This window comes from Streptomyces sp. H27-H5 (genome assembly GCF_026627505.1).
In the GTDB taxonomy this organism is placed as follows: Bacteria; Actinomycetota; Actinomycetes; order Streptomycetales; family Streptomycetaceae; genus Streptomyces.
The window spans coordinates 116,219-130,158 of the sequence record NZ_JAPNLK010000013.1; the positions used below are offsets into that span (position 1 = coordinate 116,219).

The 13,940-nt window shown below is 71.3% G+C and carries 14 protein-coding genes; 3 read left to right on the forward strand and 11 right to left on the reverse strand.

What is annotated here, in order from left to right:
* Nucleotide 1: 1 nt before the first annotated feature.
* From OTB19_RS09010 to OTB19_RS09020, 3 genes are all read right to left on the reverse strand, one after another.
* Nucleotides 2-1,486 carry a membrane-associated oxidoreductase gene (locus OTB19_RS09010; protein ID WP_267797513.1) on the reverse strand — a complete coding sequence of 495 codons (1,485 nt, stop codon included), beginning with the start codon at nt 1,484-1,486 and terminating at the stop codon, nt 2-4.
* 81 nt (nt 1,487-1,567) lie between these two features.
* Nucleotides 1,568-3,112, reverse strand: a complete 1,545-nt coding sequence (locus tag OTB19_RS09015) for an MFS transporter (RefSeq protein WP_267797514.1) — start codon at nt 3,110-3,112, stop codon at nt 1,568-1,570.
* Entirely contained in the window at nt 3,109-3,660 is a 552-nt protein-coding gene (locus OTB19_RS09020) for a TetR/AcrR family transcriptional regulator (protein ID WP_267797515.1), read from the reverse strand. Before OTB19_RS09020 ends, OTB19_RS09015 begins: the two co-directional genes overlap by 4 nt.
* Before the next feature lie 88 nt (nt 3,661-3,748).
* Between OTB19_RS09020 and OTB19_RS09025 the strand changes: the two genes are divergently transcribed.
* Nucleotides 3,749-4,270, forward strand: coding sequence for an HAD domain-containing protein (locus OTB19_RS09025; RefSeq protein ID WP_267797516.1), 522 nt, complete (start codon nt 3,749-3,751; stop codon nt 4,268-4,270).
* Between the two features lie 147 nt (nt 4,271-4,417).
* Here OTB19_RS09025 and argH read toward each other — a convergent pair whose 3' ends face one another.
* Both argH and OTB19_RS09035 read right to left on the reverse strand, forming a co-directional pair.
* Nucleotides 4,418-5,848, reverse strand: coding sequence for an argininosuccinate lyase (gene argH / locus OTB19_RS09030; protein WP_267797517.1), 1,431 nt, complete (start codon nt 5,846-5,848; stop codon nt 4,418-4,420).
* Between the two features lie 104 nt (nt 5,849-5,952).
* Nucleotides 5,953-7,146 (reverse strand): argininosuccinate synthase, encoded by a 1,194-nt coding sequence (locus OTB19_RS09035; RefSeq protein ID WP_267797518.1) that lies wholly within the window; start codon nt 7,144-7,146, stop codon nt 5,953-5,955.
* A gap of 254 nt (nt 7,147-7,400) precedes the next feature.
* On the opposite strand from OTB19_RS09035, the gene OTB19_RS09040 reads away from it, so the two are divergent.
* On the forward strand, nt 7,401-7,982 hold the full coding sequence (locus OTB19_RS09040) for a pyridoxamine 5'-phosphate oxidase family protein (RefSeq protein ID WP_267797519.1): 582 nt from the start codon (nt 7,401-7,403) through the stop codon (nt 7,980-7,982).
* A 3-nt stretch (nt 7,983-7,985) separates the two neighbouring features.
* The gene (locus tag OTB19_RS09045) at nt 7,986-8,681 is read left to right on the forward strand and encodes a L,D-transpeptidase family protein (RefSeq protein WP_420716812.1); all 696 of its coding nucleotides are present in this window, start codon (nt 7,986-7,988) and stop codon (nt 8,679-8,681) included.
* On the opposite strand, the gene OTB19_RS09050 is transcribed toward OTB19_RS09045, so the two are convergent.
* From OTB19_RS09050 to argC, 6 genes are read right to left on the reverse strand one after another with little or no spacing between them, the layout of a single operon-like run.
* Nucleotides 8,678-8,830: a hypothetical protein gene (locus OTB19_RS09050; protein ID WP_267797520.1), complete on the reverse strand. Its 153-nt coding sequence runs from the start codon at nt 8,828-8,830 to the stop codon at nt 8,678-8,680. The two genes, OTB19_RS09045 and OTB19_RS09050, sit on opposite strands and share 4 nt — an antisense overlap.
* Before the next feature lie 43 nt (nt 8,831-8,873).
* Nucleotides 8,874-9,410 (reverse strand): arginine repressor, encoded by a 537-nt coding sequence (locus OTB19_RS09055; protein WP_053681932.1) that lies wholly within the window; start codon nt 9,408-9,410, stop codon nt 8,874-8,876.
* Nucleotides 9,411-9,417: 7 nt separating this feature from the next.
* On the reverse strand, nt 9,418-10,644 hold the full coding sequence (locus OTB19_RS09060; protein ID WP_267797521.1) for an acetylornithine transaminase: 1,227 nt from the start codon (nt 10,642-10,644) through the stop codon (nt 9,418-9,420).
* A complete protein-coding gene (argB, locus tag OTB19_RS09065) occupies nt 10,641-11,549 on the reverse strand; it encodes an acetylglutamate kinase (protein WP_267797522.1) in 909 nt (302 codons plus the stop codon). The genes OTB19_RS09060 and argB overlap by 4 nt, the downstream gene beginning before the upstream one ends.
* Entirely contained in the window at nt 11,546-12,703 is a 1,158-nt protein-coding gene (gene argJ / locus OTB19_RS09070) for a bifunctional glutamate N-acetyltransferase/amino-acid acetyltransferase ArgJ (RefSeq protein WP_267797523.1), read from the reverse strand. The genes argB and argJ overlap by 4 nt, the downstream gene beginning before the upstream one ends.
* On the reverse strand, nt 12,700-13,728 hold the full coding sequence (argC, locus tag OTB19_RS09075) for an N-acetyl-gamma-glutamyl-phosphate reductase (RefSeq protein ID WP_267797524.1): 1,029 nt from the start codon (nt 13,726-13,728) through the stop codon (nt 12,700-12,702). The genes argJ and argC overlap by 4 nt, the downstream gene beginning before the upstream one ends.
* Nucleotides 13,729-13,940: the final 212 nt, after the last annotated feature.

A 13,940-nucleotide genomic window follows, 5' to 3' on the forward strand; every position in this document is an offset into this window, starting at 1 on the left:
GCTACTGGCGGCGCAGGGACCGGCTGACGCCCGCCGCGGTGGTCGTGGCGAGGATCCAGCCGGTCACGATGAGCACGTACGACAGCCACTGGTACCAGCCTCGTGGTGCGAAGGCGCCCTCCTGCCCGAATCCGATGATCGGCAGCATCAGGTCGATCGTGTAGAACACCGCGTTGAACTGCGGGGCCTCGTCCGCCTTGAGCGCCGGCGGCGGCTCCAGCCCGTATGCGATCCAGCCCGTGAGCAGCAGGGCCAGCAGCCAGCCCGCCGCCCGCATCGGCCGGTATCCGTAGCCGACGGTGCCGTCCTGGAGCAGCCCCCAGAGGCGGGCGTGCCGCGGCTGGGTGCGCCGGTGTCGGCGGAGCTTGGCGAGTTGGACGGTCCGGGCCGCGAGTTCGTCGCCGACCGTGCGGTAGGCCGCGGAGAGCTGCTCGTAGGCGTACGGAAGGTACCCGGACTGCTCGCGCTCCAGGGCGGGCAGCCGTTGCTCGGCCGGCAGGTGCGGGGCGAGGGTGCGGTAGGTCAGGCCGTCGACGCGGATCCGCTCCGGCCAGGTGTCGGGCTCGATGTGGAGCAGGTCGAAGGTGGAGCGGCGCAGGTTGACGTCGCCCTGGAGCCTCGGGCAGGACCGCAGCCAGACCTCCCCGATCGCGCAGCTCGACGCGCGCAGGGCGACGCCGCCGGGGTTGACGAACCGGGCGTGGGCGAAGTTGAGCTGACCCGGGATGCGGGCTCCGGTGAGGTTGACCCGGCCCCGGGCCTCCATGCGCATGGCCCGCAGGTCGGTTCCGACGGTCAGGTTCTCGGCGTGCAGGGCGGTGCCGCCGGGGGCGAACAGGCGGGCGCCGTCCAGGTTGACCTGGCCGCCGACGACGGCGCCGTTGACGCGGGTCTGGCCGTGGACGGTGAGGTCCATGGCGATGACGTCGGTGGCGATCTGGGCGTGGTTGATCTGGAGCAGCGGTTCCTCGTCCGGATCCTGTCCGTCGGGCGCGTCCGGGTTCCCGAGGACCGCCCGACGGATGAAGAGGCCGCCGGATATGCGGGCGCCCTGGAGGCGGACGGGCCCGGTGATCCGGCAGCAGGACAGTCGCAGCGCGACGTCGACGCTCACGGTGGCGCCGGTCAGGCCGGGCAGCGTCGAGTCGGACAGGACGAGGGCGCGCAGTTGGGCGCCGTGGACGAGGGGCTTGCGTTCGAACCAGCAGCCCCGCAGGCGGATCCCGTACGGTACGACCGCGTACTTGAGGTCCAGCTTGCCGGTGATCCGGGCGCCCCTGACGTTGAGTCCCGGCACCTGGCCGGCGGCCGGGGCCCCGCTCAGCACCAGGGCGGTGATCACCTCGGCGCGCAGGGTCCGCTCGGGCCCCCAGGAGCCGCCGTCCGAGGAGTCCTCGTCGGGCGACGGCCTGAAGTCGACGCCTTCGCCGCGCGGGAAGGCGTCCCATACGCGGCGCTCGGCCGGCGTCAACTCGTCGATCTCCATCGCCGGGATGGTGTCCCGTGCGTCGACGGACTGTCAACCGTGCGCGGGACACCGCTCCTTGGGTGGGTCAGGACATCGAGATCAGTGCTCGATCCCGTCCTGGAGCTTCTGCCCCTTGAGCAGGAACCAGGCGGCCACGGCGGTGGCCAGCAGGACGGCCGCGCCGACGCCGGAGGCGAGTCGCAGTCCGTCCACGAAGGCGACCTGCGCCGCGTCGACCATCGTCCGGGCGGTCTCCGGGTCCAGCGACTTGGTCGCTTCGACGGCGCCGCCGAGCGATTCGTGTGCCGCGTCGGCGACCGGGCCGGAGACGGACGCCGGGGCGTTGAAGCTCTGGTAGACGCCGGTGACGATGGAGCCGAGCAGGGCGATGCCGAGGGCGGCGCCGAGTTCGTACGCGGTCTCGGAGACGGCCGAGGCGGAACCGGCCTGCTCCTTGGGGACGCTGGACAGGATGACGTCGGCGGTGGCCGTGAAGGAGAAGCCCGCGCCGAGGCCGACGACGAGCAGGGCCGCGCCGAGCAGCGGGTAGCCGGTCTCCTTGTGGATCACGGTCAGGACGGCCAGGGCCGCGCCGATGGCGGCGAGGCCACCGCTGACCAGTACCCGTACCGAGTACTTGCGGGCGTACCGGCCCGCGAGCAGACCCGTGGCCACGGCGCCGATCGCGGCGGGCAGCTCCGCCAGACCCGCCTCCAGCGGTTCGCGCCCCTGGACGAGCTGGAGGAACTGGGACAGGAAGAACACCAGGCCGGACAGTCCGAAGACGGTGAGCAGGTCGGCAAGGACCGCGCCGGAGAAGCCGCGGTGCTTGAACAGCCGCATGTCGAGCAGCGGCGCGGTCAGCGTGAACTGGCGGCGCACGAAGGCGTAGAGCGTCCCGATGCCGAGGACGGCGATGCCCGCGGCCTCCCACGAGGGTCCGTGGGTGGCGGCTTCCTTGACGGCGTAGACGACGGCGATGATGCCGACGAGGGAGAGGCCGACGCTGATCAGGTCCCAGGGCCCGGCGACCGGGTTCTTGGACTCGGGCAGCAGCTTGCTGCCGACGATGACCAGGACGATCATCACGGGGAGGTTGATGAGGAAGACCGAGCCCCACCAGAAGTGCTGGAGCAGCGCTCCGCCGACGACGGGACCGACGGCCGCGCCGGCCGAGGCGGTGGCGCCCCAGATGCCGATGGCGAGGCTGCGCTCCTTGGGGTCGTGGAAGATGTTGCGGATCAGCGCGAGGGTGGACGGCATCAGGGTGGCGCCGGCGACGCCGAGCAGCGCGCGGGCCACGATCATCATCTCGGGGCTGCTCGCGTACGCGTTGAGCACGGAGACGGCGCCGAAGGCCGTGGCGCCGATGAGCAGCAGCTTCTTGCGGCCGATGCGGTCGCCGAGGGAGCCCATGGAGACGAGCAGGCCGGCGATGACGAAGGAGTAGATGTCGCCGATCCACAGCAGTTGGGTGCCGGACGGCTTGAGGTCTTCACTGAGGGCGGGGGTGGCGAGGCCGAGTACGGTGGCGTCGACCGCGACCAGCAGCACGGCCAGGACGAGCACGGAGAGCGCCGGCCAGCGTCCTCGGCTCTGTCCCTCCGTCCCCGTCCGCCTGCTCAGCTCTTCGGTACGACTCATTTCTCCACGCTCCGTCGTGCGCCACCGAGCAGCAGCTCGATGATCATGTGCTGAAAGTCCTTGGCCGCGACCCGGCCGTCCATGACGGCCCAGGCGCAGGTGCCGACCAGCCCGTAGAGGGCCTCGGTGAGCCACGCGGGGCTCAGGTCGATCCTGATGTCCCCCTCTTCCTGGCCGCGCCGGAAGAGGGCGCTCACGCGGGCGTCGAGCCGCGCCCAGCCCACGTTGACCTCGTCGCCCTCGAACAGTTGGTTCTCGGTGACGAGGAAGGCCAGCAGTTGGGCGTTGGGCTCGACCTCGGCGACGAGTCGCTTGAGCGCGTCGACGGCCGTGTCCTCGCCGAGGCGGGCGTTGTCGAACGCCACCTCGAACTCGCGGATCCCCAGATCCTCCAGGGCCCGTACGAGGACGTCGCGCCCGGCGAAGTGCCGGTGGAGGGTCGCGCGGCCGATTCCGGCGGCGCGGGCGACCTCGTCCATCGTCGCGGTCGATTTGCGGGAGAGCAGGGCCGCCGCATCGCGGAGCACCTGGTCACGATCCATGGCCATGAGACAACCATAACCCGAATGAGACATCTTTGTCTCATCGGCCGGAAAAGCAGCTGCCCGGGCGGGCGGCGAAAGGAATCCTGCCGAGATGAACCCGAGCAACCGACCCCTGCTGTTGATCGACGTCGACGGCCCGCTGAACCCCTACGCGGCCAAGCCGCAGAGCCGCCCCCGGGGCTACGGCACCCACCGCATGCGCCCCACGGGCTGGACCGAGGCCGAGAGCCCGAAGCCCCTGCGGGTCTGGCTGAACCCCGACCACGGAGCGGAACTGCGCGCCCTGGCGGAGTCCTACGAACTGGTCTGGGCGACGACGTGGAAGGACGAGGCCAACGACTGGATAGGCCCCCACCTGGGGCTGCCCCGGCTCCCGTACATCGACTGGCCGCAGATGCACGGCCGGGCGCCACGCGGCACCTTCTGGAAGACGCAGTACGTGCTGGAGTACGCCGCGGAGCGGCCCTTCGCGTGGATCGACGACGACATCACCGCGATGGACCGGGAGTACGTCGACCAGCGCCACCCGGCGCGCACCCTGCTGATGCGGATCGACGAGCGGATCGGGCTGACCCGGGCCGACTTCGACGCGCTGGCGCACTGGGCGGCGTAGGACGCCGGGGTGACCGGCGGACGGGCGGCGCGGCACGCGCACGCCGGAGGGGGCGGCCGGAGCATCCGCTCCGGCCGCCCCCTTCGGGTCGTGCGGCCACCGGTTTCGTGTGCGGCTGCCGCTGTCGTGCGGCCACCGCTGGTGCGGCTACTGCTTGTGGGTCGCCCAGGCGTGCTGGATGACCAGGTCGGCCTTGAGCTCGGTGAGCTGGGTGGCCACCGCCGAGGGGGCGGTGCCGCCGCGGCCGTTGCGGGAGGCCAAGGCCCCGGCGACGTTCAGGACGGTGCGCACCTCGGGCGTGAGGTGCTCCGAGATCTTCGCGAACTGCTCGTCGGTGAGCTCGTCGAGCTCGATGTCGAGCGCCTCGCACTCCTTGACGCACTCGCCGGCGACCTCGTGCGCCACCCGGAACGGCACACCCTGCTTGACCAGCCACTCCGCGATGTCGGTGGCGAGGGAGAAGCCCGCCGGAGCCAGCTCCTCCATCCGCTCCCGGTTGATCGTGAGGGTGGCCATCATGCCGGTGAAGGCGGGGAGCAGGACTTCGAGGGTGTCGCAGGAGTCGAAGACGGGCTCCTTGTCCTCCTGGAGGTCCCGGTTGTAGGCGAGCGGGAGGGCCTTCAGGGTGGCGAGCAGGCCGGTCAGGTTGCCGATGAGCCGACCCGACTTGCCGCGCGCCAGCTCCGCGATGTCCGGGTTCTTCTTCTGCGGCATGATCGACGAGCCGGTGGAGAAGGCGTCGTGCAGGGTCACGAAGGAGAACTCCTTCGTGTTCCAGATGACGATCTCCTCCGCGATCCGGGACAGGTTGATCCCGATCATCGCGGTGATGAAGGCGAACTCGGCGACGAAGTCCCGGGAGGCGGTGCCGTCGATCGAGTTGCCGACCGAGCCGCGCTCGAAGCCCAGGTCGGCGGCGACCGCCTCCGGGTCCAGGCCCAGCGAGGAGCCCGCCAGGGCGCCCGAGCCGTACGGGGAGACCGCGGTCCGGGTGTCCCACTGGCGCAGCCGCTCGGCGTCCCGGGACAGGGACTGCACGTGGGCCAGCACGTGGTGGGCGAACAGCACCGGCTGCGCGTGCTGGAGGTGGGTCCGGCCCGGCATGGCCACGTCGGCGTGCGTCTCGGCGAGGCCGACCAGGGCGTCCTGGAGGTCCGCGATCAGGCCGCCGACGATCCGGGCGTGGTCGCGCAGGTACATCCGGAAGAGGGTGGCCACCTGGTCGTTGCGGGACCGGCCGGCGCGCAGCTTGCCGCCGAGGTCGGCGCCGAGCCGCTCCAGGAGACCCCGCTCCAGGGCGGTGTGGACGTCCTCGTCGGCGATGGTGCCGACGAAGGAGCCGTCGGCCACGTCGGCCTCCAGCCGGTCCAGACCGTCGGTCATCCGGTCCAGTTCCTCGGCCGTCAGGAGACCCGCCTTGTGCAGGACGCGGGCGTGGGCCCGGGAACCGGCGATGTCGTACGGCGCGAGACGCCAGTCGAAGTGGACCGACGCGGACAGTTTCGCGAGGGCCTCGGCGGGGCCGTCGGCGAACCGGCCGCCCCAGAGCCGGACGTCACCACCGTTGTTGCTGCTCACAGCTACTGCTCCTCAGGACTGCATGCTCGGATGTGCGCGGACTCCCCGCCGCGGAGGTGTCGGGGAGGCCGAACTCGTACTGCGCAACGACCCAACGACTGGACTCAGGCGAGGTCGCGGCGTGCGGCGATCTTCGACGACAGGCCGAAGATCTCGATGAACCCCTGGGCCTTGGACTGGTCGAAGGTGTCGCCCGAGTCGTAGGTGGCCAGGTTGAAGTCGTAGAGCGACACGTCCGACCTGCGCCCCGTGACGACCGCGCGGCCGCCGTGCAGGGTCATCCGGATGTCGCCGGTCACGTACCGGTTGGCCTCGTCGAGGAAGCCGTCCAGGGCGCGCTTGAGCGGGGAGAACCACAGGCCGTCGTACACCAGCTCGCCCCAGCGCTGCTCGACCTGCCGCTTGTGGCGGGCCAGTTCGCGTTCGACGGTGACGTTCTCCAGCTCCTGGTGGGCCGTGATCAGCGCGATCGCGCCCGGAGCCTCGTACACCTCACGGGACTTGATGCCCACGAGGCGGTCCTCGACGATGTCGATCCGGCCGACGCCCTGGGCGCCGGCGCGCTCGTTGAGCTGCCGGATGGCCTGGAGCACGCTGACGGGCCTGCCGTCGAGGGCCACCGGGACGCCCTCCTTGAAGGAGATGACGACCTCGTCGGCTTCGCGCGGGAGGGCCGGGTTCGCGGTGTACTCGTAGATGTCCTCGATCGGCGCGTTCCAGATGTCCTCCAGGAACCCCGTCTCGACCGCGCGCCCGAAAACGTTCTGGTCGATGGAGTACGGGGACTTCCTGGTCGTCGCGATCGGGAGGTTCTTCTGCTCGCAGAAGGCGATCGCCTTGTCCCGGGTCATCGCGTAGTCGCGGACCGGGGCGACGCACTTCAGGTCGGGGCCGAGGGCGGCGATGCCGGCCTCGAAGCGGACCTGGTCGTTGCCCTTGCCGGTGCAGCCGTGGGCGACGGTCGAGGCGCCGTGCTTGCGGGCCGCCGCCACCAGGTGCTTGACGATGACCGGCCGGGACAGCGCCGACACCAGCGGATAGCGGTCCATGTAGAGGGCGTTCGCCTTGATCGCCGGAAGGCAGTACTCGTTGGCGAACTCGTCCTTGGCGTCCACGACCTCGGCCTCGACGGCACCGCAGGCGAGGGCGCGCTTGCGGATGACGTCCAGGTCCTCGCCGCCCTGGCCGACGTCCACGGCGACGGCGACGACCTCGGCACCCGTCTCCTCGGCGATCCAACCGATGGCGACGGAGGTGTCCAGACCGCCCGAGTAGGCGAGTACGACGCGCTCGGTCACGGGTGCCTCCTCACGGTGTGTTCGACACAATGCATTCAACGACAGGCATAATTATGCATTGCTCCGTATGTTTCGTCAATCCACCGCCCTTGCCCGCTCCTGGCCTGCGGTTATTCAACGGCCCGTGCCGCATGAACGCCCGTGGCATCGGCGCAACGAGGCCGAGGAAGACCGCGCCGGCGTGCGTGGGCACCCGCGGTCTCACGAAGTGAAACCCGCGGCGGTCGCCGTTGCCGACGGGAGATGATCAGGTCATGGGAAAACTCCACGAACGGATCGACGGCCGGCTGCGGAAGTTCATCGAGGAGCAGCCGGTCTTCTTCACCGCGACCGCGCCGCTCGCCGGGGACGGTCATGTCAACCTCTCCCCCAAGGGCCGCGCCGGGACCCTCGTCGTCATCGACGAGCAGACCCTCGCCTACCTCGACTTCGGCGGGAGCGGCGCCGAGACCGTCGCCCACGTCCGGGAGAACGGCCGCATCACGCTGATGTGGTGCGCGTTCTCCGGTCCGCCGAACATCGTGCGCATCCACGGCGAGGGCGAGGCGGTCTTCCGTGACGATCCGCGCTGGGCCGAGCTGATCCCCCTGTTCGGGGAGGCCGACGGGCCCTCGGCGCGGGCGATCGTCGTGGTCCACGCCCGCCGGATCGCGGACGTGTGCGGCTATGCCGTCCCCCTCATGGAGTACCAGGGCGAGCACACCCTGCACGCGGAGTACTTCGGCCGCAAGACCGACGAGGAGTTCGCGGAGTACTGCGAGAAGAAGGACCACATCGGATCCAGTCTCGACGGCCTGCCTGCACTGCCTCTGCCGCTTCCTGCCCGTACCGTCTGACGGGTGCTGCGTACCGTTCTCCTCGCCGGTTCACTGTTCGTCACCAGCCTGTCGTGGCCCGGCCCCACGCCCCTGCCCGCGCGACTCGCCGACACCGGGGGCGGCAGTCAACTGATCGTCGCCGTGGCTCCTTCCGCCGGGTCCACGACGGGCCGGCTGACCTGGTGGGACCGGCGCGCGGGCCGCTGGTACGAGGCGGGCAGCGCCCCCGCGCGGTTCGGGGCGAACGGCCTGGCCGAGGGCGCCACCCGGGTCCAGGGCACGAGCACCACCCCGGCCGGCCTGTACGGGCTGCCGTACGCCTTCGGCATCGAGGCCCCGCCCGCGGGCACGGAGTACCGCGGCCGGTACCGGCGGGTGACCGAGCGTTCCTGGTGGTGCCAGGACAACGCGTCGAGCAGCTACAACCGCTGGGTGGAGCCGCTGCCCGCCGACTGCGCGCCGGGCGAGGCCGAGCACCTGGTCACGTACCGCGAGCAGTACGCGTACGCGCTGGTGATGGACTTCAACTACGACCGGCCGGTGCGCGGCCGGGGCGCGGGCATCTTCCTGCACGTCGACGGCAAGGGCGCGACGGCGGGCTGTGTGTCCGTGCCGCAGCGGTCGATGCGCGCGATCCTGCGCTGGGCGGACCCCCGGCGGCGCCCGCACATCGCGGTCGGCACACAGGACGGCCCGCTGGCCGTGACGCGGTACTAGGCCGTCTCTTTCGGGTCTTGCCGGCGGTCGAGGAGCGGCTCGGCGGCGGCCGCCCCGGTCGCGTCGCCGGTGACGACGGCTGAGTGGTACGGGTCCACGTCCAGGCCGGCGAGGGCCCGGCCTGCGGTGGCCCGGTGCCGCCACCGCACGCCGACCCCCAAGGCACCCGCCCGGGGCTCAGTAGGGCGGGGTTCAGCCCTCCTTCTGCGCCAACCGCAGCAGGTGGTCGGCGAGGGCCTGGCCGCCCGCCGGATCACGGCTGATGAGCATCAGGGTGTCGTCGCCGGCGATGGTGCCGAGGATCTCCCGGAGTTCGGCCTGGTCGATCGCGGACGCGAGGAACTGGGCCGCACCGGGCGGGGTGCGCAGGACCACGAGGTTCGCGGAGGCCTCGGCGGAGATCAGCAGTTCCCCGGAGAGGCGCCGCATGCGCTCCTCCTTCGCGGACTCGCCGAGCGGCGCCTGCGGGGTGCGGAAGCCGCCCTCGCTGGGGACCGCGTAGATCAGCTCGCCGCCCGTGTTGCGGATCTTCACCGCGCCCAGCTCGTCGAGGTCCCGCGAGAGCGTGGCCTGGGTGACGCTCAGCCCGTCGTCGGCGAGCAGTTTGGCCAACTGGCTCTGCGAGCGCACCGGTTGCCGGTTGAGGATGTCCACGATCCGGCGGTGGCGTGCGGTGCGGGTCTGGGGGACGGACTGGCCGTTCTGCTCGTGTTCCTGCGCCTGACTCATCGTCGTCTCATTCCCCGGTTCGTCCGTCCCCGTTGGCTGCGTCCTTGGCTGCGTCGAGCACGCCGGGCAGGGCCCGGAGGAACGCGTCCGCCTCTGCCTCCGTCAGTACGTACGGGGGCATCAGCCGTACGACGTCGGGGGCGGGCGCGTTCACCAGGAAGCCGGCGTCCTGAGCCGCCTGCTGCACCAGGGCTGCGAGCGGCTCGGTCAGCACGATACCCAGCAGGAGGCCGGCGCCGCGGACGTGGGAGACCAGGTCGTGGCCCAGGCCCTCGATCCCGGAGCGCAGCCGTTCGCCGCGCGTCTTGACCCGGTCGAGCAGGCCGTCGGCGGCGATGGTGTCGATCACGGCGAGTCCGGCGGCGCAGGCGACCGGGTTCCCGCCGAAGGTGGTGCCGTGCTGGCCGGGCCGGAGCAGGTCGGCAGCCGGTCCGAAGGCGGCGACGGCGCCGATCGGCAGGCCGCCGCCCAGGCCCTTCGCGAGCGTGACGAGGTCGGGTTCGACGCCCTCGTGGGCCTGGTGCTCGAACCACTGGCCGCACCGCCCGATGCCGGTCTGCACCTCGTCGAGCACGAGCAGCGTCCCGGTGGCCCGGGTGATCTCACGGGCGGCCGTCAGGTAGCCCGCGGGCGGGACGACGACGCCGTTCTCGCCCTGGATCGGCTCGATGATCACCAGCGCGGTCTCTTCCGTGACGGCGGCCCGCAGGGCCTCCACGTCGCCGTAGGGGACGTGCGTGACCTGGCCGGGCAGGGGCAGGAAGGGCTCCTGCTTCCCGGGCTGGCCGGTGAGCGCGAGGGCGCCCATGGTGCGGCCGTGGAAGCCGCCGTCGGTGGCCACCATGTGGGTCCGCCCGGTCAACCGGCCGATCTTGAAGGCGCCCTCGACGGCCTCGGCGCCGGAGTTGCAGAAGAAGATCCGCCCCGGCCGGTCGAAGAGCTGGAGCAGTCGCTCGCCGAGTTCCAACACCGGCCCGGAGGCGTACAGGTTGGAGACGTGGCCCAGGGCGGAGACCTGGGAGGTGACCGCCGACACGATCGCCGGGTGCGCGTGGCCCAGGGCGTTGACCGCGATGCCGCCGACGAAGTCGGTGTACTGCCTGCCGTCCGCGTCCCAGACCTGGGCGCCCTCGCCGCGCACGAGGGCCACGGTCGGGGTGCCGTAGTTGTCGGTCAGCGTGCGCTGCCAGCGGGCGGCGAAGCGCTGGTTGCCGGTCTCCTGGTTTCCGGTCATGCGGGTTCCCCTCCCTGTGCGTCGGGCACGACCATCGTGCCGATTCCCTCGTCGGTGAAGATCTCCAACAGGATCGAGTGCTGGACCCGTCCGTCGATCACGCGGGCGGTGTTCACCCCGTTGCGCACGGCGTGCAGGCAGCCCTCCATCTTGGGCACCATGCCGCTGGACAGCTCGGGGAGCAGTTTCTCCAGCTCGCCGACGGTGAGCCGGCTGATCACCTCGTCGCTGTTCGGCCAGTCCGCGTACAGGCCCTCGACGTCGGTGAGGACCATCAGCGTCTCTGCGCCCAGGGCGGCGGCGAGGGCCGCGGCCGCCGTGTCGGCGTTGACGTTGTAGACGTGGTGGTCGTCGGCGCTGCGCGCGATGGAGGAGATGACCGGGATCCGGCCGTCGGCCAACAGCGCCTCGATCGCGCCCGTCTCGATGGCGGTGATCACGCCGACCCGACCGATGTCGACGAGCTCGCCGCCGATCTGCGGGCTGTGCTTGGTCGCGGTGATGGTGTGGGCGTCCTCGCCGGTCATGCCGACGGCGAGCGGCCCGTGCTGGTTGAGCAGCCCGACCAGCTCGCGCTGGACCTGCCCCGCCAGCACCATGCGTACGACGTCCATGGCCTCCGGCGTGGTGACGCGCAGACCCGCCTTGAACTCGCTGACCAGGCCCTGCTTGTCCAGCTGGGCGTTGATCTGCGGTCCGCCGCCGTGCACGACGACGGGGCGCAGGCCGGCCTGGCGCAGGAAGACCACGTCCTGGGCGAAGGCGGCCTTGAGGTTCTCGTCGATCATGGCGTTGCCGCCGAACTTGATCACGACGATCTTGCCGTTGTGGCGGGTGAGCCAGGGCAGGGCCTCGATGAGGATCTCGGCCTTGGGGAGCGCGGTGTGCTTCCTCGCGGTGCTCATGAGCTGTACGCGCTGTTCTCGTGGACGTACTCGGCGGTCAGGTCGTTGGTCCAGATCACCGCGGACGCGGAGCCGTTCGCCAGGTCGGCGGTGATGCGGACCTCGCGGTCCTTCATCGAGACCAGGTCGCGGTCCTCGCCGACCGAGCCGTTGCGGCACACCCAGACGCCGTTGATGGCGACGTTCAGCCGGTCTGGGTCGAAGGCGGCCCGGGTGGTGCCGATGGCGGAGAGCACCCGGCCCCAGTTGGGGTCCTCTCCGTGGAGGGCGCACTTGAGGAGGTTGTTGCGGGCGATGGACCGGCCGACCTCGACCGCGTCGTCCTCGCTGAGCGCGCCGACGACCTCGACGCGGATGTCCTTGCTCGCGCCCTCGGCGTCGCCGATGAGCTGCCGGGCGAGGTCGTCGCAGACCGTCCGTACGGCCTCGGCGAAGTCCTCGTACGCGGGCACCCGGGCGGACGCGCCCGAGGCGAGCAGCAGCACGGTGTCGTTGGTGGACATGCAGCCGTCGGAGTCGACCCGGTCGAAGGTGGTGCGAGTGGCGGCGCGCAGCGCCTTGTCGAGGGTGGGCCCGTCCAGGTCGGCGTCGGTGGTGAGGACGACGAGCATGGTGGCGAGTCCCGGGGCGAGCATGCCCGCGCCCTTGGCCATGCCGCCGACGGTCCAGCCGTCCCGGGTGACGGTGGCCGTCTTGTGCACGCTGTCGGTCGTCTTGATGGCGATGGCCGCGTCCTCGCCTCCGTCGGCGGAGAGGGCGGTGACCGCGGTGTCGACGCCGGCGAGCAGCTTGTCCATGGGGAGCAGGACGCCGATCAGGCCGGTGGAGGCGACGGCGATCTCGCCGGCGTTGTGTTCGCCGCCGAGCGCCTCGGCGACCTTCTCCGCCGTGGCGTGGGTGTCCTGGAAGCCCTTGGGGCCGGTGCAGGCGTTGGCGCCGCCGGAGTTGAGGACGACCGCGCTGACGGCGGCTCCGCGCAGGACCTGCTCGGACCAGTGCACGGGTGCGGCCTTGACGCGGTTGGAGGTGAAGACGCCCGCGGCGGCCAGACGCGGCCCGTTGTTGACCACGAGGGCCAGGTCGGGGCTGCCGTTCGCCTTGATTCCGGCGGCGATGCCCGCCGCCGTGAATCCCTGTGCTGCCGTGACGCTCACGGTGCGACTCCGATCGTGGAAAGACCCAGGCCCTCGTCGAAACCGAGGGCGATGTTCATGCTCTGCACCGCGCCGCCGGCGGTGCCCTTGGTCAGGTTGTCGATGGCGCTGATCGCGATGATCCGCCCGGCGGACTCGTCGTACGCCACCTGCACGTGGGCGGCGTTGGAGCCGTGCACGGACTTGGTGACGGGCCACTGTCCCTCGGGGAGGAGGCGTACGAAGGGCTCGTCGGCGTAGGCCTTCTCGTACGCGGCGCGGACCGTGTCGGCGGTGGTGCCGGGGAGCGCCTTGGCGGAGCAGGTGGCGAGGATGCCCCGGGCCATGGGCACCAGGGTGGGCGTGAAGGACACCGAGACCCGCCGGCCTGCGAGGGGGCTCAGGTTCTGCACCATCTCGGGGGTGTGGCGGTGGCCGCCGCCCACGCCGTACGGGCTGACCGCGCCCATCACCTCGGAGCCGAGCAGGTGGGGCTTGAGGGCCTTGCCGGCGCCGGAGGTGCCGGTGGCGGCCACGATCACGGCCTCCGGCTCGGCGAGCCCGGCGGCGTAGGCCGGGAACAGCGCGAGCGAGACGGCGGTCGGGAAGCAGCCGGGAACGGCGATACGCTTGGCCCGCTCCAACGCGGCGCGGGCGCCGGGGAGCTCGGGGAGTCCGTAGGGCCAGGTACCGGCGTGCGGAGCGCCGTAGAACCGGTCCCAGTCGGCGGAGTCCTTGAGCCGGTGGTCGGCGCCCATGTCGACGACGAGCACGTCCTCGCCGAGCCGCGCGGCGACGGCGGCGGACTGGCCGTGCGGCAGGGCGAGGAAGACGACGTCGTGTCCGGCGAGGACCTCGGGCGTGGTCGCCTCAAGGGTCCGGTCGGTGAGCGGTCCGAGGTGCGGTTGCAGGGTGCCGAGGGATTGGCCCGCGTTGGAGTTGCCGGTCAGTGCGCCGATCTCCACCTCGGGGTGCGAGAGCAGCAGGCGCAGGACTTCACCGCCCGCGTATCCGCTCGCTCCGGCCACCGCTACACGTACCGCCATCGGACCTCCTCATCGATGGCATGACTATACGTATCTACGCAGGTTTATGCAAAGCTCCGCATCGCCGGGCAGCGCACCGCTGAGACTTAGTGGTCTGCGTCGTAAGTCCTTCGGGGGTTGATCACGCGGCCTTGGCGGCGGAGGATTCTTCTGGGTGATCGGCGGTGTGCTGGTCGAGCCTGGCCAGGAGATCGTCCAGGTCGGAGGTGGTG

Excerpts from the sequence above, each read along its gene's own strand:
- OTB19_RS09010 (WP_267797513.1), bottom strand. The coding sequence starts at position 1,486 with ATGGAGATCGACGAGTTGACGCCGGCCGAGCGCCGCGTATGGGACGCC.
- OTB19_RS09015 (WP_267797514.1), bottom strand. The coding sequence starts at position 3,112 with ATGAGTCGTACCGAAGAGCTGAGCAGGCGGACGGGGACGGAGGGACAG.
- OTB19_RS09020 (WP_267797515.1), bottom strand. The coding sequence starts at position 3,660 with ATGGCCATGGATCGTGACCAGGTGCTCCGCGATGCGGCGGCCCTGCTC.
- OTB19_RS09025 (WP_267797516.1), top strand. The coding sequence starts at position 3,749 with ATGAACCCGAGCAACCGACCCCTGCTGTTGATCGACGTCGACGGCCCG.
- OTB19_RS09040 (WP_267797519.1), top strand. The coding sequence starts at position 7,401 with ATGGGAAAACTCCACGAACGGATCGACGGCCGGCTGCGGAAGTTCATC.
- OTB19_RS09055 (WP_053681932.1), bottom strand. The coding sequence starts at position 9,410 with ATGAGTCAGGCGCAGGAACACGAGCAGAACGGCCAGTCCGTCCCCCAG.
- OTB19_RS09060 (WP_267797521.1), bottom strand. The coding sequence starts at position 10,644 with ATGACCGGAAACCAGGAGACCGGCAACCAGCGCTTCGCCGCCCGCTGG.
- argB (WP_267797522.1), bottom strand. The coding sequence starts at position 11,549 with ATGAGCACCGCGAGGAAGCACACCGCGCTCCCCAAGGCCGAGATCCTC.
- argC (WP_267797524.1), bottom strand. The coding sequence starts at position 13,728 with ATGGCGGTACGTGTAGCGGTGGCCGGAGCGAGCGGATACGCGGGCGGT.